Annotated in this window: 24 protein-coding genes; 13 read left to right on the top strand and 11 right to left on the bottom strand. The window is 64.7% G+C overall.

The genetic code is table 11. The features are described from left to right. Positions 1-176 precede the first annotated feature (176 nt). The 4 genes from ACR65K_RS17895 to ACR65K_RS17880 all read left to right on the top strand — a co-directional run bounded on the left by ACR65K_RS17895 (position 177) and on the right by ACR65K_RS17880 (position 4,228). On the top strand, positions 177-1,517 hold the full coding sequence (locus tag ACR65K_RS17895; RefSeq protein WP_440154349.1) for a pectate lyase family protein: 1,341 nt from the start codon (positions 177-179) through the stop codon (positions 1,515-1,517). Further along, a complete protein-coding gene (locus ACR65K_RS17890; RefSeq protein ID WP_440154348.1) occupies positions 1,517-3,397 on the top strand; it encodes a pectinesterase family protein in 1,881 nt (626 codons plus the stop codon). Before ACR65K_RS17895 ends, ACR65K_RS17890 begins: the two co-directional genes overlap by 1 nt. Before the next feature lie 93 nt (positions 3,398-3,490). Then, positions 3,491-3,850: a VOC family protein gene (locus ACR65K_RS17885; protein ID WP_440154347.1), complete on the top strand. Its 360-nt coding sequence runs from the start codon at positions 3,491-3,493 to the stop codon at positions 3,848-3,850. A 93-nt stretch (positions 3,851-3,943) separates the two neighbouring features. Next, complete coding sequence (locus ACR65K_RS17880) at positions 3,944-4,228, top strand: DUF427 domain-containing protein (protein ID WP_440154346.1); 285 nt, start codon at positions 3,944-3,946, stop codon at positions 4,226-4,228. Between the two features lie 537 nt (positions 4,229-4,765). Here ACR65K_RS17880 and ACR65K_RS17875 read toward each other — a convergent pair. Beyond that, the gene (locus ACR65K_RS17875; protein WP_440154345.1) at positions 4,766-5,683 is read right to left on the bottom strand and encodes a patatin-like phospholipase family protein; all 918 of its coding nucleotides are present in this window, start codon (positions 5,681-5,683) and stop codon (positions 4,766-4,768) included. A gap of 190 nt (positions 5,684-5,873) precedes the next feature. On the opposite strand from ACR65K_RS17875, the gene ACR65K_RS17870 reads away from it, so the two are divergent. Further along, positions 5,874-6,347, top strand: coding sequence for a GNAT family N-acetyltransferase (locus ACR65K_RS17870; protein ID WP_440154344.1), 474 nt, complete (start codon positions 5,874-5,876; stop codon positions 6,345-6,347). Between the two features lie 129 nt (positions 6,348-6,476). Beyond that, positions 6,477-7,025, top strand: coding sequence for a cyclophilin-like fold protein (locus ACR65K_RS17865; RefSeq protein ID WP_440154343.1), 549 nt, complete (start codon positions 6,477-6,479; stop codon positions 7,023-7,025). Positions 7,026-7,143: 118 nt separating this feature from the next. Here the strand turns inward: ACR65K_RS17865 and ACR65K_RS17860 are convergent, their stop codons facing one another. From ACR65K_RS17860 to ACR65K_RS17845, 4 genes are all read right to left on the bottom strand, one after another. Beyond that, positions 7,144-7,617, bottom strand: a complete 474-nt coding sequence (locus tag ACR65K_RS17860) for an SRPBCC family protein (protein WP_440154342.1) — start codon at positions 7,615-7,617, stop codon at positions 7,144-7,146. A 176-nt stretch (positions 7,618-7,793) separates the two neighbouring features. Then, positions 7,794-8,837 (bottom strand): hypothetical protein, encoded by a 1,044-nt coding sequence (locus tag ACR65K_RS17855; protein ID WP_440154341.1) that lies wholly within the window; start codon positions 8,835-8,837, stop codon positions 7,794-7,796. A 27-nt stretch (positions 8,838-8,864) separates the two neighbouring features. Then, positions 8,865-9,731, bottom strand: a complete 867-nt coding sequence (locus tag ACR65K_RS17850; RefSeq protein ID WP_440154340.1) for a phosphatidylinositol-specific phospholipase C/glycerophosphodiester phosphodiesterase family protein — start codon at positions 9,729-9,731, stop codon at positions 8,865-8,867. 259 nt (positions 9,732-9,990) lie between these two features. Next, positions 9,991-11,349 carry an HNH endonuclease signature motif containing protein gene (locus ACR65K_RS17845; protein WP_440154432.1) on the bottom strand — a complete coding sequence of 453 codons (1,359 nt, stop codon included), beginning with the start codon at positions 11,347-11,349 and terminating at the stop codon, positions 9,991-9,993. A 159-nt stretch (positions 11,350-11,508) separates the two neighbouring features. Between ACR65K_RS17845 and ACR65K_RS17840 the strand changes: the two genes are divergently transcribed. Beyond that, positions 11,509-12,096, top strand: coding sequence for a hypothetical protein (locus tag ACR65K_RS17840; protein ID WP_440154339.1), 588 nt, complete (start codon positions 11,509-11,511; stop codon positions 12,094-12,096). Positions 12,097-12,145: 49 nt separating this feature from the next. On the opposite strand, the gene ACR65K_RS17835 is transcribed toward ACR65K_RS17840, so the two are convergent. From ACR65K_RS17835 to ACR65K_RS17815, 5 genes are all read right to left on the bottom strand, one after another. Then, positions 12,146-12,922 (bottom strand): hypothetical protein, encoded by a 777-nt coding sequence (locus ACR65K_RS17835; protein ID WP_440154338.1) that lies wholly within the window; start codon positions 12,920-12,922, stop codon positions 12,146-12,148. Between the two features lie 6 nt (positions 12,923-12,928). Further along, entirely contained in the window at positions 12,929-13,534 is a 606-nt protein-coding gene (locus ACR65K_RS17830) for a hypothetical protein (RefSeq protein WP_440154337.1), read from the bottom strand. Between the two features lie 116 nt (positions 13,535-13,650). Further along, a complete protein-coding gene (locus ACR65K_RS17825) occupies positions 13,651-15,678 on the bottom strand; it encodes an ABC transporter ATP-binding protein (protein WP_440154336.1) in 2,028 nt (675 codons plus the stop codon). Continuing rightward, positions 15,675-17,408: an ABC transporter ATP-binding protein gene (locus ACR65K_RS17820; RefSeq protein ID WP_440154335.1), complete on the bottom strand. Its 1,734-nt coding sequence runs from the start codon at positions 17,406-17,408 to the stop codon at positions 15,675-15,677. The genes ACR65K_RS17825 and ACR65K_RS17820 overlap by 4 nt, the downstream gene beginning before the upstream one ends. 217 nt (positions 17,409-17,625) lie before the next feature. Then, a complete protein-coding gene (locus ACR65K_RS17815; RefSeq protein WP_440154334.1) occupies positions 17,626-19,224 on the bottom strand; it encodes a PucR family transcriptional regulator in 1,599 nt (532 codons plus the stop codon). 104 nt (positions 19,225-19,328) lie between these two features. Between ACR65K_RS17815 and ACR65K_RS17810 the strand changes: the two genes are divergently transcribed. Genes ACR65K_RS17810 through ACR65K_RS17785 form a run of 6 tightly spaced genes read left to right on the top strand, consistent with a single transcriptional unit; the run spans position 19,329 to position 25,280 of the window. Beyond that, on the top strand, positions 19,329-20,195 hold the full coding sequence (locus tag ACR65K_RS17810; RefSeq protein ID WP_440154333.1) for a GNAT family N-acetyltransferase: 867 nt from the start codon (positions 19,329-19,331) through the stop codon (positions 20,193-20,195). A gap of 24 nt (positions 20,196-20,219) precedes the next feature. After that, entirely contained in the window at positions 20,220-21,161 is a 942-nt protein-coding gene (locus ACR65K_RS17805) for an ABC transporter substrate-binding protein (RefSeq protein WP_440154332.1), read from the top strand. After that, positions 21,158-22,159 carry an amino acid ABC transporter permease gene (locus ACR65K_RS17800; RefSeq protein ID WP_440154331.1) on the top strand — a complete coding sequence of 334 codons (1,002 nt, stop codon included), beginning with the start codon at positions 21,158-21,160 and terminating at the stop codon, positions 22,157-22,159. Before ACR65K_RS17805 ends, ACR65K_RS17800 begins: the two co-directional genes overlap by 4 nt. Beyond that, on the top strand, positions 22,156-22,965 hold the full coding sequence (locus ACR65K_RS17795) for an amino acid ABC transporter ATP-binding protein (protein ID WP_056329842.1): 810 nt from the start codon (positions 22,156-22,158) through the stop codon (positions 22,963-22,965). Before ACR65K_RS17800 ends, ACR65K_RS17795 begins: the two co-directional genes overlap by 4 nt. A 57-nt stretch (positions 22,966-23,022) precedes the next feature. After that, positions 23,023-24,135 (top strand): mandelate racemase/muconate lactonizing enzyme family protein, encoded by a 1,113-nt coding sequence (locus tag ACR65K_RS17790; RefSeq protein ID WP_440154330.1) that lies wholly within the window; start codon positions 23,023-23,025, stop codon positions 24,133-24,135. Continuing rightward, on the top strand, positions 24,132-25,280 hold the full coding sequence (locus tag ACR65K_RS17785; RefSeq protein WP_440154329.1) for an amidohydrolase: 1,149 nt from the start codon (positions 24,132-24,134) through the stop codon (positions 25,278-25,280). Before ACR65K_RS17790 ends, ACR65K_RS17785 begins: the two co-directional genes overlap by 4 nt. Here ACR65K_RS17785 and ACR65K_RS17780 read toward each other — a convergent pair. Beyond that, positions 25,229-26,197 carry a GlxA family transcriptional regulator gene (locus ACR65K_RS17780; RefSeq protein ID WP_440154328.1) on the bottom strand — a complete coding sequence of 323 codons (969 nt, stop codon included), beginning with the start codon at positions 26,195-26,197 and terminating at the stop codon, positions 25,229-25,231. The genes ACR65K_RS17785 and ACR65K_RS17780 overlap by 52 nt on opposite strands. Positions 26,198-26,316: the final 119 nt, after the last annotated feature.

Below are 26,316 nucleotides of genomic sequence, written 5' to 3'. Positions count from 1 at the left end.
GGTGTACTCCCGCCACGTGAGAAACATCTGCCTCTCCTATTGCTGAGAAACCGCTTTCTCGATATGGTCCTTGTCAGCGCTCACAAGCACCCGGCGGCAAAGCGGCCCCGGAACGGGGCGCAGTTCATTCCAATGACGGAAGAGAGAACATGCGGAAAAGCAGTACGCACTTATCCATGTCTGCAGCCATTGCCGTGGCAGGAGCACTCCTCGTTGCCGGACCGGCAGGGGCTTCCCCAAACCCGGCGGCCGATTCCACCGCCCAGACCACCCAGACACCCCTTGAACGCCAGGTACTGCCGGCAGGAAACGGCTGGGCCTCCGAAGGAACCGGAACCACCGGCGGGTCAGCAGCCGAGGCCGCCAACGTATACGACGTTTCCACCAAGACAGAACTGCTGGCCGCCTTCGCCGCCGGAAACCAGGCCAAGATTATCCGGATCCACGGCAGCATCGACGCCAACACTGCGCCGGACGGCTCCCCGCTCACCTGCGAAGACTACGCCGCGGGCACCGGCTACAGCCTGGCGCAGTACCTCCAGGATTTTGATCCCGCCACCTACGGGCGGGACCAGGAGCCGGCAGGTCCGCAGGAGAATGCCAGGCGCCTGGCCGCCGCCAAGCAGGCAAAGACCATCCGGTGGGACATTCCCAGCAACACCACCATCGTTGGCGCCATGCCGGACAGCAGCATCACCGGCGCGGCCCTGCGCATCAACGGTGCCACCAACGTCATCCTCCGCAACCTCACGCTGAGGGACTCCGCCGACTGCTTCCCCGCCTGGGACCCCACTGACGGCACCGAGGGAAACTGGAACAGCGAGTACGACCTGCTGCAGGTCATCAACAAGGCCACGCACGTCTGGATTGACCATTCCGCTTTCACGGACGCTCCCAACCTGGACAGTTCGCAGCCGCTCTACTTCGGCCGCCCCTACCAGGTGCATGACGGTGCCGTGGATGTCACCAACGGCTCGGACCTGGTCACTATGTCCTACAACCGGTTCTCCGAGCACGACAAGCTGCTCCTGATCGGCTCCACCGATTCACCCACGCGTGGAGACCCCGGCAAGCTGCGGGTCACCATCCACCACAATGTCTTCGAAAACGTGGGCCAGCGCGCGCCGCGCGTCCGGTTCGGCCAAGTGGATGTGTACAACAACCACTTCAAGGTGACTGAAGACAGCGCCATCCCCTATGAGTACAGCCTGGGCGCCGGATTCAGCTCCCACCTGTACGCCGAGGCCAACGCCTTCACGCTCCCGGACGGGATCAGCGCCGCGGACATCATCGGCCGCTACAAGGGAACGGCAATCACCACCATCGCCAACGCGGTCAACGGCAAGATCACCGATCTGCGCGCGGAGTACAACGCGGCCGCAGCCCCCGCCGACCAGCTGGCCGAGGACACGTCCTGGACCCCAACCCTGCGTACCCACGTCCATCCGGCCCAGGCCGTGCCGGCGCTGCTCAAGGACTCCACGGGACCGGTCTTCACGGCGGGAGGCGACCTTTAATGGCTGCCATCCTGCCTAGCCGCCGCAGCGTCCTGACCGCGCTGGCACTCACCGCCGGGGCCGCGGCCTTCCCAGGAACGGGCATGGCGAACGCGCTCTCCCAAGCCGGCCCCGACACCACCAAACCGCGCACCAAGCCCGTCATCTTCGTTGTCGGGGACTCGACGTCGTCGGCCTACCAGCAGTCCGAACGCCCCCGTGCAGGCTGGGGACAGGCCCTGCCGCTCCTGTTGGGCCCGCAGGCAACGGTCTTTGACTACGCGTGGTCCGGCGCCTCCTCCAAGAGCTTCGCCGACGCCGGACTGCTGGACCGGGTGCTGGCCCTGATGCAGGCGGGTGACTACCTGCTGATCTCCTTCGGCCACAACGACGAAAAAGTGGCGGACCCGGCCCGCGGAACGCTTCCCGACACCACCTTCAAGGAGTACCTGGGCCGGTACATCGACGGGGCGAGGGCGCGCGGTGGCAAGCCTGTTCTTGTCACCCCGGTGGAACGCCGCCGCTTCGACTCCCTTGGCAATGCGAAGGACTCCCACGGAGCGTATCCGCAGGCTGTCAGGGAGCTCGCCGCCGCGACCGGCACTCCCCTGGTGGACCTCACGGCGTCCTCCAAGGACCTCTGGCAGCAACTCGGGCCGGAAGGAACCAAGACGCAGTTCCTTTTCCTGGCTCCCGGTGAGCACCCGCAGTATCCGCAGGGCTCTGAGGACAACACACACTTCCAGGCCGCCGGCGCCGTGGCCGTGGCCCGCCTGGTGGCCAGTGAACTGCAGTCCAAGGAGATCGTCCCGCCGGGCTACTTCCTGAACATCGACGCCGTCGCGGACCCCCTGCTGGAAATGTATTGGCCGGCCGAGCGGCCCGTGGATGTCCCGGTAACGCTCGACGTCGGCCCCGGCCGGGCGTTCGCAACGGTTCAGTCCGCCATCGATTCCGTCCCCTCGGGCAGCCTCCAGCGGACGGTCATCCGGATCCAGCCCGGCACCTACCGGGAGGCTGTGCGGGTTCCTGCGGACAAGCCGCGGATCTCCTTCATTGGCCAGGGTGGGCGGCCGGAGGACGTGCTGCTGGTCTTCAATAACGCCTCCGGCACCCCCAAGCCGGACGGCAGCGGGAACTTCGGCACCTCCGGCAGCGCGTCCGTGCGGATTGACGGGCCGGACTTCGTGGCCCGGAACCTGACCATCAGCAATGATTTCGACGAGGCCGCCAACATGGGGATGAAGGACCGCCAGGCCGTGGCGCTGCACATCACCGGGGACCGGTCGGTGCTGTCCAACGTCAGGCTGCTGGGCAACCAGGACACGCTGCTGGTGAATTCACCGGGTGCAGGCGTCCAGGCCCGGTTCTACTTCGAGGGCTGCTACGTGGAGGGCGACGTGGACTTCATCTTCGGCCGCGGAACCGCCGTGTTCAGTGGCTGCGAGATCACGTCGCTGGACCGCGGCTCCGCCACCAACAACGGTTACGTGACGGCGGGCAGCCAGGACCTGTCCATCACGTACGGCTACCTCTTTGACCAATGCCGGCTGGTCTCGGACGCGGCAAGGGACACCGTTCATCTCGGCAGGCCGTGGCACCCCAGCGGCGACCCGAAAGCCGTTGCCCAGGTCCTGGTGCGGGATTCCTGGCTCGGCGCGCATATCTCCGGAACGCCATGGACGGACATGAGCGGCTTCTCCTGGCGCGAGGCACGGTTCCACGAGTACAACAACCGCGGCCCCGGCGCGCAGGTTACGCCCGACCGTCCGCAGTTGCCCGAAGCTGAGGCGGGCAAGTACACGGTCAGGGCGTACCTGCAGGGGATGGACGGGTGGGCGCCGCAGCTCGCCGGTACCAGGGCGGACTGCAGCGTGGTGCCGGCGGAGGTGGTTGCCTAGCTCTTGAGGGGATGCCCGGTTCCGGGATGGAGCCGGGCATTTTCCCTGTCCAGAAGCAGGACAGGCCGCCGGAACCGGGGTTAGGCTGGGCGGATGTTGACCATTGGAACGATCGTCCTCGGCGTCAACCACGTTGCCGCCGCCACCAAGTTCTGGCAGGAGGCCATCGGCTATGTCCCCCGGGAACCCGGTGACGACACGTGGGTGACCCTTGTGCCGGCGTCGGGCCCGGGCGCGTCACTGTCCCTCATGCTCAGCGAAACCCCGGTCCAGGCCTACCCTCGGATCCATCTGGATCTCTATGCGGACGACCAGGATGCGGAGGTGGAGCGACTGGTATCCCTCGGAGCCAAGCACGTGGACTGGGACATGTACCCCGATGACCCCGACTTCGTGGTCCTCGAGGATCCGGACGGAAATCGGTTCTGCGTCATCGACAAAAGCCCTCGGTAGAACCGCCGTCGGGAACAAGCCCGCCGTCCAGGCCGTTGGCAACCGTACGACACCTGCCGCATTCCATGTGGCGGCAGCGACGGAAGGAACCTCATGGTCAGGGCTATCTGGAACGGAAAAGTCATCGCCGAGTCCGCGGACACGGTGGTGGTGGAGGGCAACCACTACTTCCCGCGGGACGCCGTCAACCCCGGTTACCTGCGGGACAGCGACAAGAACACCTTCTGCCCATGGAAGGGGCAGGCCAGCTACCACACGCTGGAAGTGGACGGCCAGCGGAACGACGCCGCCGCCTGGTACTATCCCGACCCCAAGGACAAGGCCAAACACATCGAGGACCGGATCGCATTCTGGCGCGGCGTCACCATCGAGGACTAGCAGGCGCACGTAGAAGGACGACGGCGGGTGGGCACCCGCCGTCGTCCTTCCTGCGTCATTGCTGTTACTGGCTTAAGGGCGGGCGGCCAGGCTAGGAGTTCCAGCCGCCCGCTGGCCCGGTCAGCGCCGATTCTTGCGGGGCTTCACAACATTGAGTTCGCCACTCTCATGCTTTGCTTTTTTGTCAGCCCGTTTTTCGAGGATCGACTTGCCGACTTTCTTTGCGGCGCTGCTTCTGGGGGATTTTCCGGACATCGGAATCACGCCTTTCCTTGCTCGCGTACCCGCAACCCTACGCCCTTTTATTTTTTTAGCCAGCCCTACGGGAGTCCCGCTATTCGGGGCGTTTGCCTGCTGGCACGGCACTCATAGCATGACGGATCCGGTTACGAAAAATTCCTCAATTGACGGCCAGTAGGGATCTCCAGGCTTTCCTTGTCATTTCCAGGAATATCAACAAAAACATTAATGAACAGGTTTTCCGACGCAATGTCACCACTGCTTGGCTCCGCAAATCCCGCAGTAAAATATTCGGCCTTAGCACCAAAACCCGGTGAGCTGCTGGGCAAGCACTTCGCCTTGGAGGTACCCCGCGCGTGCGGCTGCCGGTCGCAGTGAAATGTCCATCGCATTGGCGCCGAACATGTGCTCGGCGTCGCCGTCCGGGAAGACCGTTTCCACCCTGCTCCCGCCCGCCCGCAGCTCCTCCACCTGCGCCGCGAGCTGCATGCCCCACTCCAGCGGCATCCGGGTCCTGCCGCTGAAGGGCGAGAGCACCAGGACGCGTCCGTGTCCCGCCGCAAGGTCGGCATTTTCGTTGCGCCGGTACCCGCCGTCGATATAGCGCCTGTCCCCGATCCCGTAGGCGAACCCGCTCGCACAGCTGGCGGCGACGGCGTCCACCAGGTCCACCCCGGTGCTGCGGTCGAACACCGCCGGTTCGCCGGTTCGGGCATCAACGGCCGTGGTGAGCAGCCTGTGGTGCGGCCAATCCAAGCCTGGCAGCCGCGCGGCCACGGTCTCGCGCCAGCGTGCGGTGGCGTCATAGGCTGAGGCCAGGTCCAGGGCCAGCGCACCCATCCTGCGGCGCATGTCCGCCGCATCGTCGGAGGAGGCGATGATCCTGCCCGTCCGTTCCAGGTGATCAGAGACCGGCCTGGCGGGAGCGGGTCCATTGCCGGGTGCAGGCGGAGCAGTCCGGGGCAGGGGCGTGTCAAGGACCGCGGCATAGAGGTCGGTGAGCCCGGCGCCGGCAATCTGCGCCGCTGCGGTGGACCCGGCCGAGGTGCCGACGACCAGGTCCGCGTCCGCCACGTCCAGGCCGGCATCGGCCAGCCCGGCGAGAACGCCGATCAGCCACGCATTGCCGGTTGATCCGCCGCCGCCAAGGACCAGTGCGCGCCCGGAAGCCGCCGTCGGGGTGGGGTGAGGAGTTGAAGAGGGTGTTGGGTTCATGGGAGTCGCCTTTCGCGAATAGCCTGTTTCGGCACTCCCGGCGGCGGCTGGGTCAGCCGCGCGATCGTGGGCTGCGGGGAGCACCCATTGCGGATACAGCATTCATGGGTCTCACCTCCTGCGGTCGGGTCACGATCACGGGAATCATGGCACAGCCGTGAAGCGGGCGCAACAGGTACATTTGAGGGCGATGATTCGCATAGACCGGGACAGCCCCACGTGTGACGACGTCCACCTCCTCCTCAGCGAGCACCTGGCAGACATGTTTGCTACATCGCCTGCCGAGAGCGTCCACGCCCTGGACCACTCGGCGCTGTCCGCCCCCTCGATTACGTTCTGGACGGCCAGGGAAGACGGCAAGCTGCTGGGGTGTGGCGCGCTCAAGCTCCTGGACTCCCCCACCGGCCGGGCAAGGCACGGCGAGATCAAGTCCATGCGCACCAGGGCCACTGCGCGGGGACGGGGTGTGGCCACCCTCATGCTCAGGCATATCCTGGACGACGCCCGTGCACGGAACCTTGAGCACGTCTATCTGGAGACGGGAACCGAGGACTACTTCGCTCCCGCCCGCCGCCTTTACGCCCGGCACGGTTTCACGAAGTGCCCGCCCTTTGCCGACTACGTCCTGGACCCCAACAGCTTGTTCATGGAGCTTCGGCTTTAGCTTCGGCCACGAACGGCTTGGGGCGTGCAGGGAGGTCCTGGTGTAACCCGTCTTGGCAGGGCCCTTGTTACCGACGGGCACGGACCGTTGGATGGAAGGACGCCGGAAAGACAGGGAGCAGCTCACCCCATGAAGCAACCCGCAATCAGGCTGCCGCGGCTCAAGGTACCCCTCCTGGCCCTCGTGTTCGCCGCCGCCATCACCTCCTGCAGCGGCCGGGACGGGGCCCGTCCGGCGGACCAACCGCTGACGACGGCGACACGAACGGCACCAGCGACACCAACCACCGAAGGTACTGCCACGATGACCAGCTCCCCGGCAACTAATGGCGCGACGATCAGCATCGACATCAACGGCCAGCCGGTCCGAGGCGTCCTTGACAGCAACACCACCGCCCGGGCCTTGCTCGACCAGCTGCCCCTCACTCTGACGTTCAAGGACTTTGGCGGCCAGGAGAAGATCGCGGACCTCCCGGCACCACTCTCCATCGAGGGCATGCCGGCCGCCAGTGACGCCCCGCCGCTCACCATCGGCTACTACGCCCCCGATCAGGCACTGGTGCTCTACTACGAATACGTGGGGCGCTACAACGGCATCGTCCCGATCGGCAGGTTCGAGGACCTCGCCGCCGTGCGCGACCAGGGTGACAGCTTCACGGCAACCCTGTCCCGGCGGTAGCGCTGATTTTGCACCGTACCGGGCACACATGGAAAGCGGACGACGGCGGGTGGGCACCCGCCGTCGTCCGCTTCCTGTTTGTTGGGCGTCGTTTTCTCAGCTGCTGGCTCTCCCACTTCTAGAACTGCCCGGTGGGACCGGTGTCCTTGACTTCGCCGCGCCAGCCGCCGGTTTCGGTACCGCGCGATTCGACGAAGTCCTTGAACTTCCGCATGTCCGCTTTCACCTGCATCTCGTCGACTTTCAGGGCTGCGCCGGCTTTTTCGGTGACGGTTTCGGGCGCCCACTCGAAATGGACTTTGACCTTGGTGTGGTTGGCATCCAGCGGCGTGAACCTGATGATTCCGGCGTGGGACTTGCCGTCGGTGCTGCGCCAGGCGATGCGGTCGTCCGGCTCCTGGTCAACTATTTCAGTGTCGAATTCGCGCCGGACGCCACCCACCTTGGTGACCCAGTGGTTGGTGGTGTCGGTGAGCTGGGTTACGGATTCCACCCCGGGCATGAACTGCGGAAAGGATTCGAACTGGATCCACTGGTTGTACGCGGTGTGCACCGGTACGGCGACGTCAACGGTCTCTTCTACGTGTTCCATCTTCTGCCTCCTCAAGACGGACGGCTGCAACAGCGGACCGGCAGAGCTTGCCATCCTGCCAGTCAGGCAGCCGCCACCCTTTCACGATAAATCCGGCCGCTGCCGGGGTCCAGACCTCCACAGAGAAGCGGTCGACGGCGGGTGGGCACCCGCCGTCGACCGTTTCCGATAGGTGGCTACCCGCTGAAGGGGACCTTTTCCCAGCTCAGGACGTCCGCACCGGCTTCGCCGTTGCCGGCCACCGTGAAGCGGACGTAATCGGCGGCGTTGTTGGCGCCGTCCACGGTGATGCGCTGCAGGTTGTCCGCGGCGGGCGAGCCGTAGATGTCCAGCCAGGGCGAGCCCGCGGCGAGGGGCTGGTTCTGCGCGAAGACGTGGCTGTCGCCGTTGACCAGGTAAACGGGAGCGTCGAAGCGGTTGGTTTCGTCCACCATCACCTGCACGATCTCGCGGAAGCCTGAAACGGTGGCCGGGTCAGCGGATGCGGCGGCAAGCAGCGACGGATCGAACATGTCAGCCTGCTGCATGAGGACCACGGCACGGTCATTGCTGCGCTTCGCGTCGGCGAAGGTCTGGTGGATCTGGGCGATGACGGCGTCCGTCCTGTGCTGCACCTCGGCGAGCTGCTCCGGCGTGGCGGTTGTCTTGCCCAGCCCGGTCCATGGCAGGAGGGAGTTGTTGCTGCCCTGGATATTCAGGACGGAGAAGGCCACGCGGTTCTGGGTGAAGCGGACGTCCTCGGGGAGGCCCAGGCTTTCCTGGCTCTTGACCGGCATGGTGGCGCCGAGCGTCTTGCCGGGCTGGTTGAAGAAGATTTCCCGCAGCGTGTCCAGGCGTTCCAGCGGGTTATAGGCGCCGTTGTTGGTCCGGTGGCAGTCCACCCACTCGTTGTCGCCGGGCGTGTAGACCAGCGGGTGGGTGAAGGTGTCGAACTGTGCGCGGATGTAGGAGAAGTACTCGTCGGAGCAGACGGAGGAGCCGTTCTTGATATCGCCCACGTGTGCTACAAACTTCAGGTCTTTGTCCGCGTTGAGGTCCTGGATGCGGGACGGGAACTTCGCGATCTCGGCGGCACCGTACGGGATGTCACCGATGGCGGCGAAAGTGAAGGCCTGGTTACCCTCGTTCGTGCTGTCCGCTGCCTGGGCGGGCTGGGCCGCAAGGAGGCCAAGCGCCAGGGCGAGTGCCGCCGTCGTAATTTTCACGGTCTTCGAAGGCATAGGGATGGTCCTGTCTCTCGTGGGGGCTCAGGCGCCGCGGGCGGTGAGGAATTGCTGCAGGCCGGCGAGGTCGTCGGTGTTGATGTGATCCACGCCGGCGTCGGCGAGCTCGGTCCAGACGGCGTCCCGGGCGGTGCCGGGCTGGTCCGGAGTGGCCCAGAAGCGGACGCGGTAACCGTCGGCGTGCGCCGTCGCGACGAAGGCGCGCAGCTTGGTGCGCTCGGCCTCGGGCATGGGGCCGATGCCCTGCCAGATGAAGAGCTTGGTCCAGTTGTCACTGACCAGCGGCATGAGGGCGGCGGGCAGGCCGGAGGCGAGATCTGTGGAGCGGCCGTCGTAGAAGCTGAAGCGCTGGGTCTGTGCCTGCATGGTGGCCAGCGGTCGGTTGCCGCTGATGACCGCGGTGACCGGACCGGTTTTGGTGTTGCCGTTGGTGTAGCGGCTCATGATGTCGCGGTGTTCGGCCAGTTCCTGCTCGATGGCTGCGTAGGCTGACTCGCCCTCGCTCTTGATGTCGATCAGGAGCTGCAGGCTGCCGTCCCACTTGGGGTAGACGCTGTGGCCGGGCTGGCTGCGGACCAGGTCCTGGAGCGGGTCGAGGTAGAGGCTTTCGAGCGTGACACCCTGCTTGGCGTCGGCCAGGTCGTGCGCCACCCGCAGCTCGCCGTCCACCAGCCACACGTCCGCCTCGACGCTGGTGAAACCGTGCTCCAAAGCGTCAAAGAGGGGCCGGTCATGTTCGTAGTCGTTGTGGGCGTGCGTCCCGGCAAGGGGCTGGCCGACGACGACGGGAGCCGGCTTGGGTGCCTCAGCCCCGGCCTGGGCGGGGGTTACGGCTGTCCCGGCCAGGGAAGTGAGGACGGCGACGGCGGCAAGGGTGCTTTTCACGAACACGGAGTACTCCTGGTACCTCGGGGATGTCCGCCCGGCTGGGGGTGCGCCGGGCGGGAGGGTGCCTGAAAAGACTGGTGGATCTGGTGGAACGGTTCGGGGCATGCTGATTGACGGCGGGTGAACGGCAAGGGACAAAGTGCCGGGCCTATCGGCGGCCGCGCCAACAGGTCGCGAGCGGCAGAGGAAAACGCGAGACCTGTCCACTCGCGCTGCCGGGGGAAGCGGCGACTTGTTGCACCCGGGCAAAGTCGGACGACTGCTAGGCAACGAGATAGTCAACGATGAGTGCCTCCAACGGACTACTTTCTTCCTGCAGGAGGCCCGGGGGCCAGAGTGTTGGTTCCCCGTCCAGTTGTTCGGCGTTGTATCGACGCCCGGTGGGCGAGACCCAGCCAGGTGGCGAATTCGTTGCTGCCGGTCCCGGCTTCCAGCCGGTCCGATGTTTCAGCCGATGGTGCTTGGGGCACAACTGACCCAGGTTGCTGATCCCGGTGGCTCCGCCGTGCTCCCATGCGATGAGATGGTCTGCTTCATTGTCTGGGCTGGAATTGCTGCATCCAGGGAAGGTGCATTTTCCATCGCGCATCCGCAGCCACCGCTTCAGTGATTCCGGAAGCCGGTAGCTGGTCCGGCCGATTTCCAGCGGTGCCCCGTCCCGCGGGTCCACCAGCACCCGGTAAAACGATCCGGCGCCTTCCGAAACGAGTTTGCGTGCCATTGATGCTGGGATGGGTCCGTAATTGTCAAGGTCGGCGGGTTCGTCCGTGGCGCCGAAGAGGGAGAGGGCCGGCACCGTGACCAGGACGTCCGCTTTGAGGGATGGTCCTGCCCCGGCGTTCTTCCCGGCGGTGCCCAGCAACAATCTGGCGGCCTCGTCCACCTTGATTTGGGTGAGGGTCCGCGGTTCGTCCGGTCCCTGCAGGCCGCGCGCCAGGGCAGTGGCTTTGTTCCAAATGGCACAGGCTTTGTCTGCAGGCATATACAGAGAGACCCAGGCCATCCCGTTGCGGTCCGGGGAGTATTCCATCCGTCGGTCTTCCACGGACTTCGCGTGCCTGATTTCGAGGGATTCCGGATGGTGGCGTTCCCGCCAAGCACGTACCTTCCGCCGAAAGCGGGCTGGCGCTAACTCCCCCGCCGCGGCACCCCTGGCACCGTTCGGTGCGTCCGGGTCCAAAAAGTGTGCCTCCACTGCTGAGGCTGCGGCTTTGTCCAAGCCCGTGGTTTCATCGACGAGGATCCTGGCGTGCTGCCATGAAATCTTCCCCGCCTGCAACGCATCCAATGCGGCCGGCAACGTTGTTGTCAGCGCGTGCGCGTCCCCCAGCAGCGCGGCTGCGGCACGTTCTCCGATGGTGAGAAGGCAGGCAACTTCCGCCACCTGGCTCATTTCCCGCGCCGAGGACTCATACGGGCTTTCAGCCGGCGGTTCCACGGCATCTGTTGCCTGTGCATATGTAGCGAGGAAGTGGACCTTTGCCGCTGCGGCGGCGGCTTCGATCCGGGCTACAACACCCAAGCCGTCCAGGCACGAATCAGCAAGGTCCCCCAGCGGATCATGATCATCCCGGTTAGTGCCATCCGAATCCCCTGAAGACCGGCCAAGGACTTCAGCCATCTCGTCCACCAGCCCCCTTATGGACGTAACGGCAGCGGCCAACCCGGCACTGTCTCTTGCGTCCAAAACCGCTCCGGTTTCCATACCCAAAGTGTGCCAGGAGGGTCCGACATTTTGATTTCAGCTGCCACTCGTTGTCCATCCTGACGATGCTGTGTAGTGGCACGGCGTCCGGTGGCGGCGAAGGCGCTCAGCCTGTCCGTCGTGCTGGGGTATGTGGTCCTGCTGGCGCTGGTCCTGGTAGGCATCGCGCTGGCGAAGGTCACCCAGAAGATCTCTGCCATCGTGTTCATCACGACCATCGGCGCGAACATCTCCAGCCTGTGGTTCTTCGGCGCGGAGGCGCTGAACGATGCCGTCAAGACAGTGGACTTCCTGTGCATCGCCACCGTGATGCTAACCCTGGCCGGCCTGCCCCTGGGCAATGACATCCCGCTGCTGAAGAACATCGGCTCGAAGATCATCCCAGTGGGGCTGGTGGCTATCAAGGCGTCGTTCCTGCTGTCCACCGTGATCGCCGAGTTCGCGCTGGGGTTGTGGCACTGGGTTCGTTGTGGGCTGTTCTTAGAAGTAAAGCGTTCGACGAGCTTTCTCGCCGAACGCTTTACTTCCAAATGCTGGAACATTTCCACTCCGTTCCGGCCGTGCGTGATCCACCGCCTTTCAAAGGGAACACCAATGCAATGCGGCAGGAGGGTACACCTCAGAATTCTAAAAGAGTTCCACCGGAATCTATTTACTGCTTGAAGCACAGCAAGCGCGGATGCCAGTATCAAAATATCTTGCCAAGAAGGAGCTAAAGCGGTGCTATCAAGTCTTTTCGCTCCACTTCTCTCTGGCCCAGAATAGTGATCTGACTTCCGGTAGCACTGCAATGCACTAAGTGCTTTAGATGTAGACCCTTGAGAGTGCGTGTAAGATTTTGGCGCATCGAAACAGGCAACCAGTCAGCAAGAGTTGCTTTGGAAAGCTCATCAGGTGCAGCCCAATAAAGCAAAACCAGAACATGGTCGCTAGCGCCGAGAGTCTTTAGCAGCCTAGGGTGTCCGTTGAATACCTGAATCATTGGAACTTCACGTGTAACGATTGCTTCGATCGTAGCCTGCGCGTCTTTTGCGGTGGCGGAATGATGGATACGAACCAACTCCGCCAAAATCCACCCCATGGTGGAAACAACTAAGCTTGCATCCTGAGTGTTCGGGCTAATCCCATCCGACAAATGTGCAGTGTTGCGCTTATTCCTTATATCGTAAATGACCCGGACCGCGCGAGGTATGTGCAGACGAACACTCTCAGAGAATGATCCTGAAGGCAAAGCGGAGAGACGATTGATAATTGTCTCGGCCTTGAACTTCGGATCTGATAATGAAACGTACGACCCGGATGTGGTCCATTCCAAGATTCGTAGGACAGCCTCAGAAAATCGGCCCCCGGCGACGGCATTGGGCATGTAGTCCGCGAGATGAAACCTGCGCTTCGCCTCCGCGAAGGACTCGAGTAACTCTCTTACAAGTTCATCAGGTACGCCTGCCGCCGCAAAACCGCTATGAACTTCGGCATAATCCAGCTTCAAGGGCTGTTACTCTTCGGAGCCGCGAATGGAAGCGATCAGTTCCTTCAATTCGGTTAGCGTGTCCGGCTTCGTCTTGAGTTCTTTAGCTGTCCGCGGTCCGGTGAAATTAACACCCTTCGTGGAGCCAAGGTGTCTCGTGAAGTTTGACGCGTCGATACATCTCAAACGTTCGCATTCGCGCCTGATGGCTGAGACCCTGTCTGCCTTGTCATTCACGCCGAAGTGGTAGGCAGCAGTCAAAGCTAGCGTCACCGATCGAGTTTGGATTGCCCGGGAGCTTCCAAGCTTTCTCGCGGGAACGTTAAGCCCTGGTGCCCCGTCGTGAAAGTAAAACACATCTTCGAGCGCGTTTTGATCGATGCCCGTCCCATGCGCGAAGTCGCGGAAGAAGTCAGTCGACGTAAGCGTTTGGTCCTTATCCACGACCTCCTGCGGCTCGATGTCGTCTTGAGAACTTTGTTGCTGCACAGTCAGAGGGGCCGAAGCGGCCGGCGTCAATATGATTCCTTGCATGGCCAAAGCAGCCTTAAATGCCACTTCGTGTAGATGTTCGGGCACCCCCGAACTTTCCACCGCAGTCCAGGCGCTAGCTAGGTGCGCTGAAGTATCCACGTTCCCCCTTTGAAATGTACGTATTCGAATGTTACATGCAGGGCAGCTAATGGCCTTGCACCGGTCAATAGGAGAAATTGCATGTGCATGAGCACTCAGAAAATCTGCAGGGCCTTTTAGACCTCCGCCACAGGCGCCGCGAACTGAGCCTCGTAGAGCCGCGCGTAGGCCCCACCGGCAGCCAACAAAGAAGCATGCGTGCCCTGCTCCACGATCTGGCCGTTCTCCATCACCAGGATGAGGTCGGCGTCGCGGATCGTGGACAGGCGGTGCGCGATCACGAAGGACGTCCGGTCGCTCCGCAGCGCGCGCATCGCCTTCTGCACCAGCACCTCCGTGCGGGTATCCACCGAAGACGTCGCCTCGTCCAGGATCAGCACTGACGGCTGCGCCAGGAACGCCCGGGCAATCGTCAGCAGCTGCTTCTCGCCCGCGGAAACGTTGGCGCCTTCGTCATCCAGCACGGTGTCGTACCCCTCGGGCAGGGACTTCACGAACCGGTCCACGTACGTTGCCGTTGCTGCCTCCAGAATCTCGTCCGAAGAAGCAGTCGGCCGCCCGTAGGCAATGTTGTCCCGGATGGTCCCGCCGAACAGCCACGTATCCTGCAGCACCATCCCCATCCGCGAGCGCAGGTCGTTCCGGGTCATGGTGGTGATGTCCATGCCGTCCAAAGTGATCCGCCCGGCATCCAGCTCGTAGAACCGCATCATCAGGTTCACGAGCGTGGTCTTGCCGGCACCGGTCGGACCGACAATGGCCACCGTCTGCCCCGGCTCCGCCACCAAAGACAACCCACTGATCAGCGGCTTGTCGGGCGAGTACGAGAAGGACACATCCTCAAACACCAGCCGCCCCCGCGCCGCACCGTCGGGGCTCTGCAACGAAGCCCCGGCAGGATCCGCCGACTGCTCCTCCGTATCCAGCAGCTCAAACACCCGCTCGGCCGAAGCAACACCGGACTGCAGCAGGTTGGCCATGGACCCCAGCTGCGCCAGGGGCTGGGTGAACTGCCGCGAGTACTGAATGAACGCCTGCACATCCCCCAGCTGCATCGCCCCGGACGCCACCTGCAGGCCACCCACCACGGCAATGCCCACGTACACTAGGTTCCCGATGAACGTCATGGCCGGCATAATCAGCCCGGAAATGAACTGTGCCCCGAAGCTCGCCTCATACAGCTCCACGTTCTTCTGCCGGAACCGTTCCCCCACCTGACGCTGCCGGCCGAACACCTTCACCAGCGCATGCCCCGTGTAGGTCTCCTCGATCTGCCCGTTCAGCTCGCCCGTGTTCTTCCACTGCTGCACGAACAGCTTCTGCGAGCGCTTGGCGATCAACGCCGTGATGCCCAGCGTCAGCGGAATGGTCACCAGCGCGATCAGCGCCAGCGTGGGCGAGAGGATGAACATCATCACCAGCACGCCCAGTACCGTCAGCACCGAGGTCACCGCCTGGCTGATGGACTGCTGCAGGCTCTGCGAAATGTTGTCCACGTCGTTGGTCACGCGGCTGAGCAGTTCACCGCGCTGGATCGAGTCGAAATACCGCAGCGGCAGCCGGTTAATCTTCGCCTCGATCTTCTCGCGCAGCCCGAACACGGTCCGCTGCACAACGCCGTTCAGCACATACGCCGTCCCCCACATGAACGCCGACCCCAGCACATACAGCACCAGCGCCCACGTCAGCACACTGGCCAGCGCCCCGAAATCGATCCCCATCCCAGGCGTCAGCGTCATGGCGCTGAGCATGTCCGCCTTCTGGTTCTCCCCCGCCGCCCGCAGTTGCGCGATCAGCTGCGCCTGCGTCACGCCCGGCGGCAGCTGTTTGGACACCACCCCGGCGAAAATCAGGTTGGTGCCCTCGCCCAGCAGCCGCGGCCCGATCACCTGCAGCACCACGCCCGCCACGGCCATGAACAGCACCAGGATCAGCCATGCACGCTCCGGACGCAGGGTGGCCAGCAGCCGCTTGGCCGAGCCTTTGAAGTTCATCGCCTTCTCGGCCGGAACGTTCATCCCGGCAAAGGGTCCGCCCCTTCCCGGACCGCCTGCCGGGCGGGGAATGCGTACGACGTCGGCACTTGCAGTTTTGGACGCAGGTCCGGCCTTGGTGCCTGCCTCGCGAGTGGGTTCCGGGCTCATACCGTCTCCTCCGCTGCCAGCTGGGACGAGACAATCTCGCGGTACGTCTCCGAAGTCTCCAGCAATTCATGGTGCGTTCCGTGCGCAACGATCCTGCCGTCGTCGAGCACCAGAATCAGGTCCGCATCCACGATGCTGGACACGCGCTGGGCGATGATCACCAGCGTGGCCCCGGCGGTGCTGCGCTTCAGGGCCTGACGCAGCCGGGCGTCGGTGCCTGTGTCCAGGGACGAGAACGAATCGTCAAAGATGTACAGCTCGGGCCGCTTGACCAAGGCCCGGGCGATGGCCAGCCGCTGCCGCTGCCCGCCGGAGACGTTGGTGCCGCCCTGCGAGATGGCCGCGTCCAGCCCGTCCTCCATCTCCTCCACGAAGTCACGGGCCTGGGCGATCTCCAGCGCGGTCCACAGCTCGTCCTCGGTGGCGTCCGGGTTGCCGTACAGCAGGTTGCTGCGCACCGTGCCGGAGAACAGGTAGGGCCGCTGCGGGACCAGGCCGATGTGCCCCCAGAGCAGGTCCGGGTCCAGCTCGCGGATGTCCACGCCGTCGATCAGCACCGCCCCGGAGGTCACGTCGAAAAGCCGTGGCATCAGGTTCACCAGGGTGGTCTTGCCGGAGCCGGTGCTGCCGATGATCGCCGTCGTCTGCCCTGCCTTGGCGGTGAAGCTGATCCCTGACAGGACGGGCTGGTCGGCACCCGGGTAGGCGAATCCGACGTCGCGCATTTCCAGCTCGCCGCGCCGCACCTTGGTACTGACCGGGTTCTCGGGCGGCCGCACACTGGACTCGGTGCCCAGCACCTCGCCGATGCGGTCCGCGGACACCGACGCGCGCGGGATCATGACCGCCATGAAGGTGGCCATCATGACGGACATCAGGATCTGCATCAGGTAGCTCAGGAACGCGATCAGGGTGCCCACCTGCATGGACCCGTCCTCGATCCGGAACGAGCCGAACCAGATCACCGCCACGCTGGAGACGTTCAGGACCAGCATGACCACGGGGAACATGAGGGCCATCAGGCGGCCGGCGCGCAGGGCAACATCCGTGACGTCCGTGTTGGCGCGGGCGAAGCGGGCCGTTTCCATGTCCTCGCGCACGAACGCCCGCACCACGCGGATGCCGGTGAGCTGCTCGCGCAGGACGCGGTTCACGGTGTCGATCCGGGCCTGCATCTTGCGGAACAGCGGCACCATGCGCGTCACGATCAGGCCGACGGCGATCAGCAGCACAGGGACGCACACGGCAATGAGCCAGGACAACTGGGCGTCCTGACGGATGGCCATGATCACCCCGCCGATGCTGAGCATGGGCGCGGCGACCATCAGCGTTGCGGACATCAGCACCAGCTGCTGGACCTGCTGGACGTCGTTAGTGGATCGGGTGATGAGGCTCGGGGCACCGAAGCGGGTGACTTCCTGCTCGGAGAACTGGCCCACGCGTTCGAAGATGTCGCCGCGCAGGTCCCGGCCCAGGCCCATGGCGGCCTTGGCCCCGAAGTATACGGCGATGACGGCGCACACGATCTGGGCCAGCGTGATGAGCAGCATGAAGCTGCCGGTGGACATGATGTAGCCGGTGTCGCCCCTGGCCACGCCCTGGTCAATTATGTCGGCGTTCAGCGTGGGCAGGTACAGCGACGCGATGGACTGCGCCAGCTGGAACACCACGACGGCGGCGAGCAGCGGCCGGTGCGGCCGCAGGTATTCGACGAGCAACTTCCAGAGCAAGGCCGGGCTCCAACCTGACGGAGTGTCCACAAACGTGTGGTGCGAAGGTCAGTGTACGTCCGGAGGCTGGGAACGATCAGTGCACGCGGAGGGGAAGTTGGTGCGGTTCACCGAGGGCGTAGTTGTGACCCTTGCAGCGCCCGTTGGCGGGCCGGCGTGCCCTTCAGTGGCTGCCGGAATCCACGTATCGCGCGTTCTCTCCGGCCGGCTCGCCCAGCTAGTTCAGTTCGAGCACGTGCAGGCTGAGCCATAGCACCAGCGTGTCCGCAGGCTGATCCAGATCCACGCCGAAGAGGTCGCGCAGGCGCTTGAGGCGGTACCGGAGGGTGTTCTGGTGCAGGGACAACGCCGCTGCCGTCCTTGCCGAATCTCGGGAGCAGTCGAGGTATGTCCGCAGCGTGAGGGCATATCCGGTGCCAAACTCGGCGTCGTACTCTTTGATCCTCCGTGCGGCAGCGGACAGAAGGTGCGGTGCCGCACGGAACGTCGCGGCCAGCTCCAGGAGGGTGAGCCGGCTGCGGACCTCCCCTGCGCTGGCGTACGTGACCGGGGAGCCGTCCGAGGCAAGCATGAGCAGGACAAGGTCAGCATCATGCCGTGAACGGCTGATGTCCGAGACGGTGCCGACGGCGGGACCTGCCGCGGCCCGCAGCTCAACCCCGAGCGAGGCCCTCGCCCGATCGTTGAGCCGCCGGACAAGGGTTTCGATCGAGCCCAGGGATGACGTGGCTGCCGCCAGGAAGATTGCATAGATGGTGGGGCCCACCTGAACGCACTGGGCACCCTGGCCGTGGGCCTCGCACTGCGTGGTCACCAGGTCCACAACGCGGACCAGTGTGGTCTCGGCTGCCTGGCCAACCTCGGGCTGGAAAGCGACGACGGCGAAAGGGCCGGAGTGCCGCAGCCCCAGTTGTTCTGCCACCAAGACGGCGTCGTCACCTCCTTCGAGCAGCCTGCGCAGGAGTTCCGCCCGCTGCTGGCGTGCAAGATCATGGCTGTTGCGGGCGCGGAGCATGTGGAGCGCTGCGATGTCCGCGGCGCGCTCCAAGGCCTGTTCGGCATCTCCGTCCAGATCGCCATGCACATCAACAACCCAGATCGACCCCAACGGCTCCTTGCCTGCCCGGACCGCTATCGCCATCCTGTCCATGGCCGGCCGGACGCCTTCGATCCGGACTGCCCCGGAGGAACGGAACACCGACGCGTACTGGCCCGCGTTCTCGGGCAGGTACGGAACCTGCCGGCCCAGGATTCCCCGGCGCCGGTCCTCATCGATGGGCTGGTCCTCGAGCGTGGAGTACGCCAATACCTGTTCCTGCAGGTTCTCGATGGTGGTTGCCCCGCCGACCATCGCCGCGATGGCATTTGCCAGCGCGAAAAGATCCCCCACTCCCAGCGGCTGGATGGGGTTGCCGGCATCTGCCGAGGCGTTGAGGGCAGAATCCAGCAGCGCATTCAGGTGGCGCCAGCCCACTTCGTCGTCCACCACCAGGAGGGCAATGCCGGCATGGTCCGCCACCTCTGCAAGGGGTTCGATGTCCTGGCGGAGTTTCTTGAGCACCACGGCCGCAAAGCCGGCCTCCGCCGCATCACGGATGACGCCGGCAGTGCCCGCGTCCGCGGGGTGCAGCCCGATCCCGAGCAAAATACCCCCGCTCAGCCCTTCAAGCGGAACGAACGGGTCATAGAGCGATGGACTCATCAGGGACAACCTGGGCGGCACCGCCCTTGAATGCAGGACCAGTCCCGTGTTCTCCAGCAACCGCAGCAGGTGGGCCAGGTGGATGCCGTCGTTGAGGTGAGTGGTCTCGGTCATAACGCCAAAGCTTTCCACTCTTAGTGCTGGAACACAACAAATGCTAGCAACCTTCGTTGGCCGCACTGAAGCCCCCGCCTGCTGGCACAGCAGATAGTTGACGCATGTCACTTACTCTTGATGCCGGCCCGGCCGCCCTCCAGGCCGCAGAATCAGCAACCGCAGCAGCATCCAGGGCCGGTGTCCTGGTGGTGGACGAACACGACCGCGACCGGCTCCGGGACGTGGAGGCATTGCTCATTGCCATCTGGGGCATGTCCCCGCACGGAGCACCCATCCCCTTCGACCTCCTGCGCAGCATTTCCCACGCCGGCTGCAACGTCTCCGCCGCGTACAACCAAGCAGGGCAACTCTGCGGAGCAGCGGTGGGCATCGTCTCCCCCGGCGGGCGGTCCACCTACTCCCTGATTGCCGGAGTGCTTCCCGGCACAGGCGACAAGGGCGTCGGTTTCGCCCTCAAACAACACCAGCGGGCATGGTCCCTGGCCCGCGGCATCGACACCATGACCTGGACCTTTGACCCGCTGGTCAGCCGGAACGCCCGCTTCAACCTCACCAAGCTGGGAGCCTACGCGTCAGAGTATGCCCGCAACTTCTACGGTGAGATGCAGGACGAAATCAACGCCAACGACGAAAGCGACCGCCTCGTGGCGGTATGGCCCCTGACCTCGCAACGGAGCCTGGACGCGGGACTCGGGATCCAGGCGGAAATCGAACTCCCGCCTGCCCACCTGGCCGGCGTTCTCGAATACGGTCCCGACTCGCTGCCTGTCCTCCTGGAATCAGGCGGAACCCTGTGGTGCCGCGCTCCGGGAGACATCGTGGCACTCCGCAGCTCGGACCCCGGCACCGCTGCCCAGTGGCGCGTACTCCTCCGGGAGATCTTCGAAGGCGCTTTCGCCTCCGGCCGCCAGGCATCCGGCGTCACACGCGGCGGCTGGTACCGGCTGACCGCCCCAGACCAGGCCTAACCCCCCACCCCAAGAGGAGTACCTATGCGCATCACACCCCGTGCTGTAACCGCCCGCACAGCCGTCCTGGCCGTCGGCGTCGCCCTGGCCACAGGCCTGGCAGCCTGCTCGGCAGGCACAACACCTGCTGGCAACGCCAACACCTTTTCGGGAGGCGCCGTGGACCCCGCGGCCGCTGCCGCCCTTCCCGAACGCTACAAGAGCGCAGGCGTCATCAACGTCGCCTCCGACATTCCCTATCCACCCATGGAGATGTTCGACGATAACCAGCAGCTCACGGGCCTCGACTACGACCTTGCCCAGGCCCTCGGAGCCAAGCTGGGCGTGCGGCTGGAGCTCCGGACCCAGGCGTTCGACAGCATTATTCCTTCGCTGCAATCGGGCAAGAACGACATCATCATGTCCGGGATGAACGATACGTCCGAGCGCCAGGAGACCCTGGATTTCGTGGACTACTTCCACGCAGGCTTCTCGATCCTGGTGCCCGAAGGCAATCCCGGAAACATCACCACCGTCCTGGACCTCTGCGACAAGGACGTCGCCGTGCAGAAGGCCACCGTCCAGGCCGAAATCCTCCGGACCTACGAGCAGCAGTGCCTGGACAAGGGATCCCAGCCCATCAGGATTTCCGAACTCCCGTTGGAGACTGACGTCCAAACTGCCGTCCGTTCAGGAAAAGCCGCCGCCGACGTCGTCGATTCGGCAGCGGCAGCCTACGCCGCCACGACCGCCGGCGGCGGCAAGATCTTCGACCTGGTCAAGGACCCTGCCAACCCGGCCGGATACAACCCGGTCTACACCGGTATCGGCGTGCTCAAGAAGGACGCGGAGCTCTCCAAAGCGTTGCTCGCCGCCCTCCAGTCGCTCGTCGCAGACGGCACCTACGACCAGATCCTGGCGAAGTACAACCTCTCTGACTACACCGTCAAGGAAACAGGACTGAACCTGGGCGGTACCAAACCATGAACCCCGCCGTCACAACCCCGCGCCAGCAAACTGCTGCGGCCGGAACCGCGCCTGCGAACGGAGGCGGCCAGGACGACGTCGTAGCCGTTCCGCTCCGGCACCCCTGGCGCTGGGTGGGAGCTGCCCTGCTTGCCGTAAGCGCCGCCGCGCTGGCGTCATCGCTCTGGACCAACCCGAACATCGACCACGGCACCATCGGCAGCTACCTGTTCCATCCCCGGATCCTCGGGGGCGTAGGCCTTACGATTGTCCTCACCGTTGTGTCCATGGTGGTGTCCACGGTCCTGGGCGTGTTCCTCGCAGTGATGCGCCTATCGAAAAATCCCGTCATGAACGCCTTCGCCTGGTTCTACGTCTGGGTCTTCCGGGGCACTCCCCTGCTGATCCAGGTGGTCTTTTGGGGCTACCTGGGCCTGCTCTATTCACAAATCTCGCTGGGCATTCCCTTTACGGACTTCACCGTCTTCTCCATGGACACGAACACCCTGGTCCCCGCCTTCACGGCCGGCCTGCTGGCCATGACCCTGAACCAGGCCGCCTATTCCGCGGAAATCATCCGCGGCGGAATGCTCTCTGTCGATGCCGGCCAGCACGAAGCCGCCTCCTCCCTGGGAATGTCCCCGGCCTTCACGCTGTTCCGGGTGGTCCTGCCCCAGGCCATGCGGGTCATCATCCCGCCAATGGGCAATGAGACCATCTCGATGCTCAAGAACACGTCCCTGCTCTCCGTCATCGCAGTGCTCGAGCTTTACACCGTGGCCACCCAGATCTCTTCGCAGAACCTGCGCCAGGTGGAACTGCTCATTGTTGTCAGTTGCTGGTACCTCTTCCTCACCTCCGTCCTGTCCGTGCCCCAGTACTACCTGGAACGCCACTACGGCCGCGGCAACGCCCGGCAGCAGGCTCCCACTCCGCTTGCCAGGATCAGGGCCATGCTCGGCAAGCAGCCGGCCGGCCCGGCAATGGCCCCGAAAGCACCGAAAGGACACCAGTCATGACCGAGGCACTGGCCTCCCCCAGACATCCTGACCAGCGCCCGGCCGCGCAGCCGCTCCTTGTGGCCAGCAACGTGCGGAAGCACTACGGCGGCGTCGAGGTCCTCAAAGGCATCTCCCTGACTGTCAACAGCGGTGAGGTCATGTGCCTCCTGGGCCCCTCCGGGTCAGGCAAATCCACCTTCCTCCGGTGCATCAACCACCTGGAAAGGATCGACGGCGGCCGGATCTCCGTTGGCGGGGACCTGATCGGGTACGCACAGCGCCAGGACAAGATTTTCGAGATGAGCCCCCGCGAGGTTGCCAGGCAGCGCCGCGGCATCGGCATGGTGTTCCAGCGCTTCAACCTCTTCCCCCACATGACTGCCTTGGAGAACATCTGGGCCGCCCCGGTGGGCGTCAAGAGGGTAGCCAAGGCTGAGGCCGTCAGGCGCGGGATGGAACTACTGGACCGCGTAGGGCTGGCCCACCTGGCTAAGGCCTATCCGGCACAGCTTTCGGGCGGGCAGCAGCAGCGCGTCGCCATCGCCCGCGCGCTGGCCATGGATCCGCAGCTGCTCCTGTTCGACGAGCCAACCAGCGCCCTTGACCCCGAACTGGTGGGAGACGTACTGGACGTCATGCGCACCCTGGCATCGGACGGTATGACCATGATCGTTGTCACCCACGAGATCGGCTTCGCCCGCGGAGCGGGCGACAGCGTGGTGTTCATGGACGGCGGCGTGGTGGTGGAGTCCGGCGCTCCCGAAGACGTGCTGGACAACCCGCAAAACCCCCGGACCATCTCCTTCCTCGAAAGCGTGATGTAGTCCCGCTTCGCCCCTCCCTCCGCACCGTCCTCCCCCTCGTGAACTGTGAGCCCAGCCTTGAAGATTTCCCACGCCACCATCACCCTTGTCGACCTCCCGCTGCTGGAACCGTTCGTGGTTTCCTACGACAGCTACGCCTCGATGCCCAGCGTCATCCTTACTTTGGAGACCGACGACGGCCTGACCGGGTACGGCGAAAGCGTCCCGGACGGGCACATCACCGGAGAGACGCCCGCCGGAACGGTTGAAGCGCTGCGGACGGAACTTGTTCCCGCCGTGCTGGGACTGGACCCCCGCGACATCACGGCCGTCCACCAGCACCTCAACAAGGCGCTCAAAGGCTGCGGAGCCGCGAAAGCCGCCGTCGACATTGCCTGCTGGGACCTGGCCGGGAAGGCGGCCAACCGCCCCATCTACGGCCTGCTGGGCGGACGCCGCCCGGAACAACCCACCATCGCCAGGGTCATGAGCATCCTTGCCCCGGAGGTCCTGGCCGAACAGGCAGTCCAGGCCCGGAGTCAGGGCTTCCGCCACCTCAAGATGAAGCTCGGCGGCGGTGACGGCCTGGATATTGAACGCGTCCGGGCTGTCCGGGCAGCGATCGGCATGGACCTCGCCATCCGGGTGGACGTCAACCAGGGGTGGGCCGATCCCGCCACCGCACGTGAAATGATCCGCGCCCTGGAACCGTACGGAATCGATTGGGTGGAACAACCGCTCCACGCCGACGATATCGACGGTTTCAAACTGCTGCGCCAGGCCACCGGTGCCCGGCTCATGGCTGACGAATCAGTGGTTGATGCCGCCGACCTGGTCCGGTTTGTCCGGGACCGTTCAGTGGACATGGTCAACCTCAAACTGATGAAGAGTGGTGGGATCACGCCCTGCCACCGCCTGGCCACGCAGGCCGAACTCGGCGGCCTCAAGGTCCAGATCGGTTCCATGCTGGAAACCAGCATTGGCTCAGCCGCCGGATTCCATTTGGCCTTGTCCCACCCCAACATTGTGTCCACTGAACTCTCAGGACCCGTGAAGTTCGCCCGGGAACCCGGCAACCTGGCCTACGTCCTGCCCGAGGTCCAAGTGGGTGAAGGTCCAGGGCTGGGGGTGGACGTGGACCTCGATGTCCTGGCCGACCTGACGGTCAGCGAGTGCGGAGTAACTGCGTGATCAATGAGGCAGCGCGGCGCCGTCTTCATGAAATCTGGAACCACCTCCACCAGCACCCGGAGCCGAGCATGGAGGAATTTGCCACCTCCGATTACCTGGCCGGCATGCTCACGAGGGCAGGCCTGGAACCTCGGAAATTCGGCGCCTTCCCCGGGTTCACCGTGGACGTCGGGGAGGGCGTTCCCACGATAGGGCTCAGGGCGGACATGGATGCGTTGGTGCAGGAGGTGGACGGGAAACCCACCGTGGTCCACTCGTGCGGCCATGACGCCAACATGGCGATCGTTGCTGCCGTCATGCTCGAACTGGCGGAGCAGGCGGGGCCGATGGACGGTGCTGTCCGCGCCATCTTTCAACCGGCGGAGGAAGCGGGCAACGGGGCGGAACGCGTGGCGGCACTCGGTGTCACGGACGGGCTCGAGTACCTTTTCGGAGTTCACCTGCGTCCGCAGCAGGAACTCCCGGCACCCTGCCTGGCGCCTGCCATCTCCCATGGCGCCTGCCTTTTTGCCAACGGCACCATCACCGGTGAAGACCACCATGGCGCGCGGCCCCACCTCGGGGCGAACGCCGTCGAACTTGCCTTTGAAGTCTCGGCAGGGCTGCGGCGCCTGAAAATCGATCCGCAGGTGCCGAGTTCCGCCAAAATGACGATGCTGCACGCCGGCGGAAGCAACCTCAACGTCATCCCCGGCAGCGGGCACTTCGGGGTAGATATGAGGGCCCAAACGAACGAGGCCATGGACACGCTGCGGACCGGACTCGTGGAAGTGTGCCGCTCGGTGGCCGCCGCCGCCGGGGTCGGCATCCGCCTGGACTTCCGTGACGAAGTGCCTGCTGCAGTCATAGGTCCGGAGGCCGAGGCGGCCTTGGCTTCGTCGATCACAGCAGCACTGGGCAGCGCGTACCTGCGTCCAAGGATCGTGACATCCGGTTCCGACGATTTCCACTTCTACACCCGTCGGAACCCTGCACTTCAGGCCGCCATGCTGGCAGTCGGCGCGAACGTCCAACCCGGACTGCACCACCCGGGCATGACCTTCGACGGCGATGCGATGGAACGTGCCGTGGCTGTCCTTCTGGCGTCCTGCCGTCAGGTGATGGCCGGAGCCGGGTCGGCCCGCGCGTCGAACCGCCGCCTGTAGTCGGTGGGGGTGGTGGAAAAGGCGGCTGCGAAGTTTTGCCGCAGGGTGACGGCGTTGCCGAATCCGCAGTCGGCGGAGATCTGTTCGATCGCAAGGTCCGTGGTTTCGAGCAGCCGCCGGGCGGCATCCAGGGGGCGGGCGCGGATCCACGCGGCAGGTGTGGTCCCGGTTGCGGCCCGGAAGGCGCGGACAAATGTGCGGCGGCTCAGGTGCGCCTGCGCCGCTAACCTGTCGATGGTCAGCGGCTCCCCCAGGCGCGCCAAGCTCCACTCCAACAGCCGCGAGATCGGGTCATCGTTTGAGCGCGCTGGCACCGGATGCTCGATATACTGCGCCTGTCCGCCCTCCCGGTGCGGCGCGATGACCAGGCTGCGGGCCACCCGGTTGGCTGCCTCCGCCCCCAGGCGGGCCCGCACGACATGCAGGCAGGCGTCCAGCGCAGAAGCAGTGCCGGCGGAAGTCAGCACATCGCCGTGGTCGATGTAGAGGACAGACTGGTCCAGCGGGACATCCGGGTGCCGCGCAGCAAGGGAGTCGAACGCCTGCCAATGCGTGACAGCCGGGCGCCCGGCGAGCAGTCCGGCGTCGGCCACGGGAATCGCGCCAAGGCACAAACCCAGAATGGGTGCCCCGCGCCCGTGCGCCTCCTGGAGCACCTGCCGCAGCCTATCGCCCAGCATGCGCCCGTCGTCGAACCATGAAGGCACCACCACAATGTCCGCTTCCTTTGCGGCCGCCGGCCCTTCCACCTCCCCCAGCCGGTATCCCTCAGCGGTGGTGATCCCGCCTTCCTGGTCGGAAAATAGAACCGTCGTCCAGCCGGCAAGGCCCTGCCGCGCTACCTCATCGAAAACCATCTGCGGAACGGCGAGGTGGAACATCGTCACCCCATCGAATGCGAACACCGCGATCCTCATCCTGCCTCTTTCCGTACTTTTGGCCCGAATCCATCGTACGTTAGCCTTCGTGCCACTGTTGAGCGGCATCCCCGGCAGGAAGACTGGAACGGTCGCCACCCGGCAGCCGAATCAACGTC

Source organism: Arthrobacter sp. SAFR-179 (genome assembly GCF_059414945.1).
The sequence above is the reverse complement of the archived record's forward strand: the minus strand, read 5'-3'. Positions and strand labels throughout refer to the sequence as shown.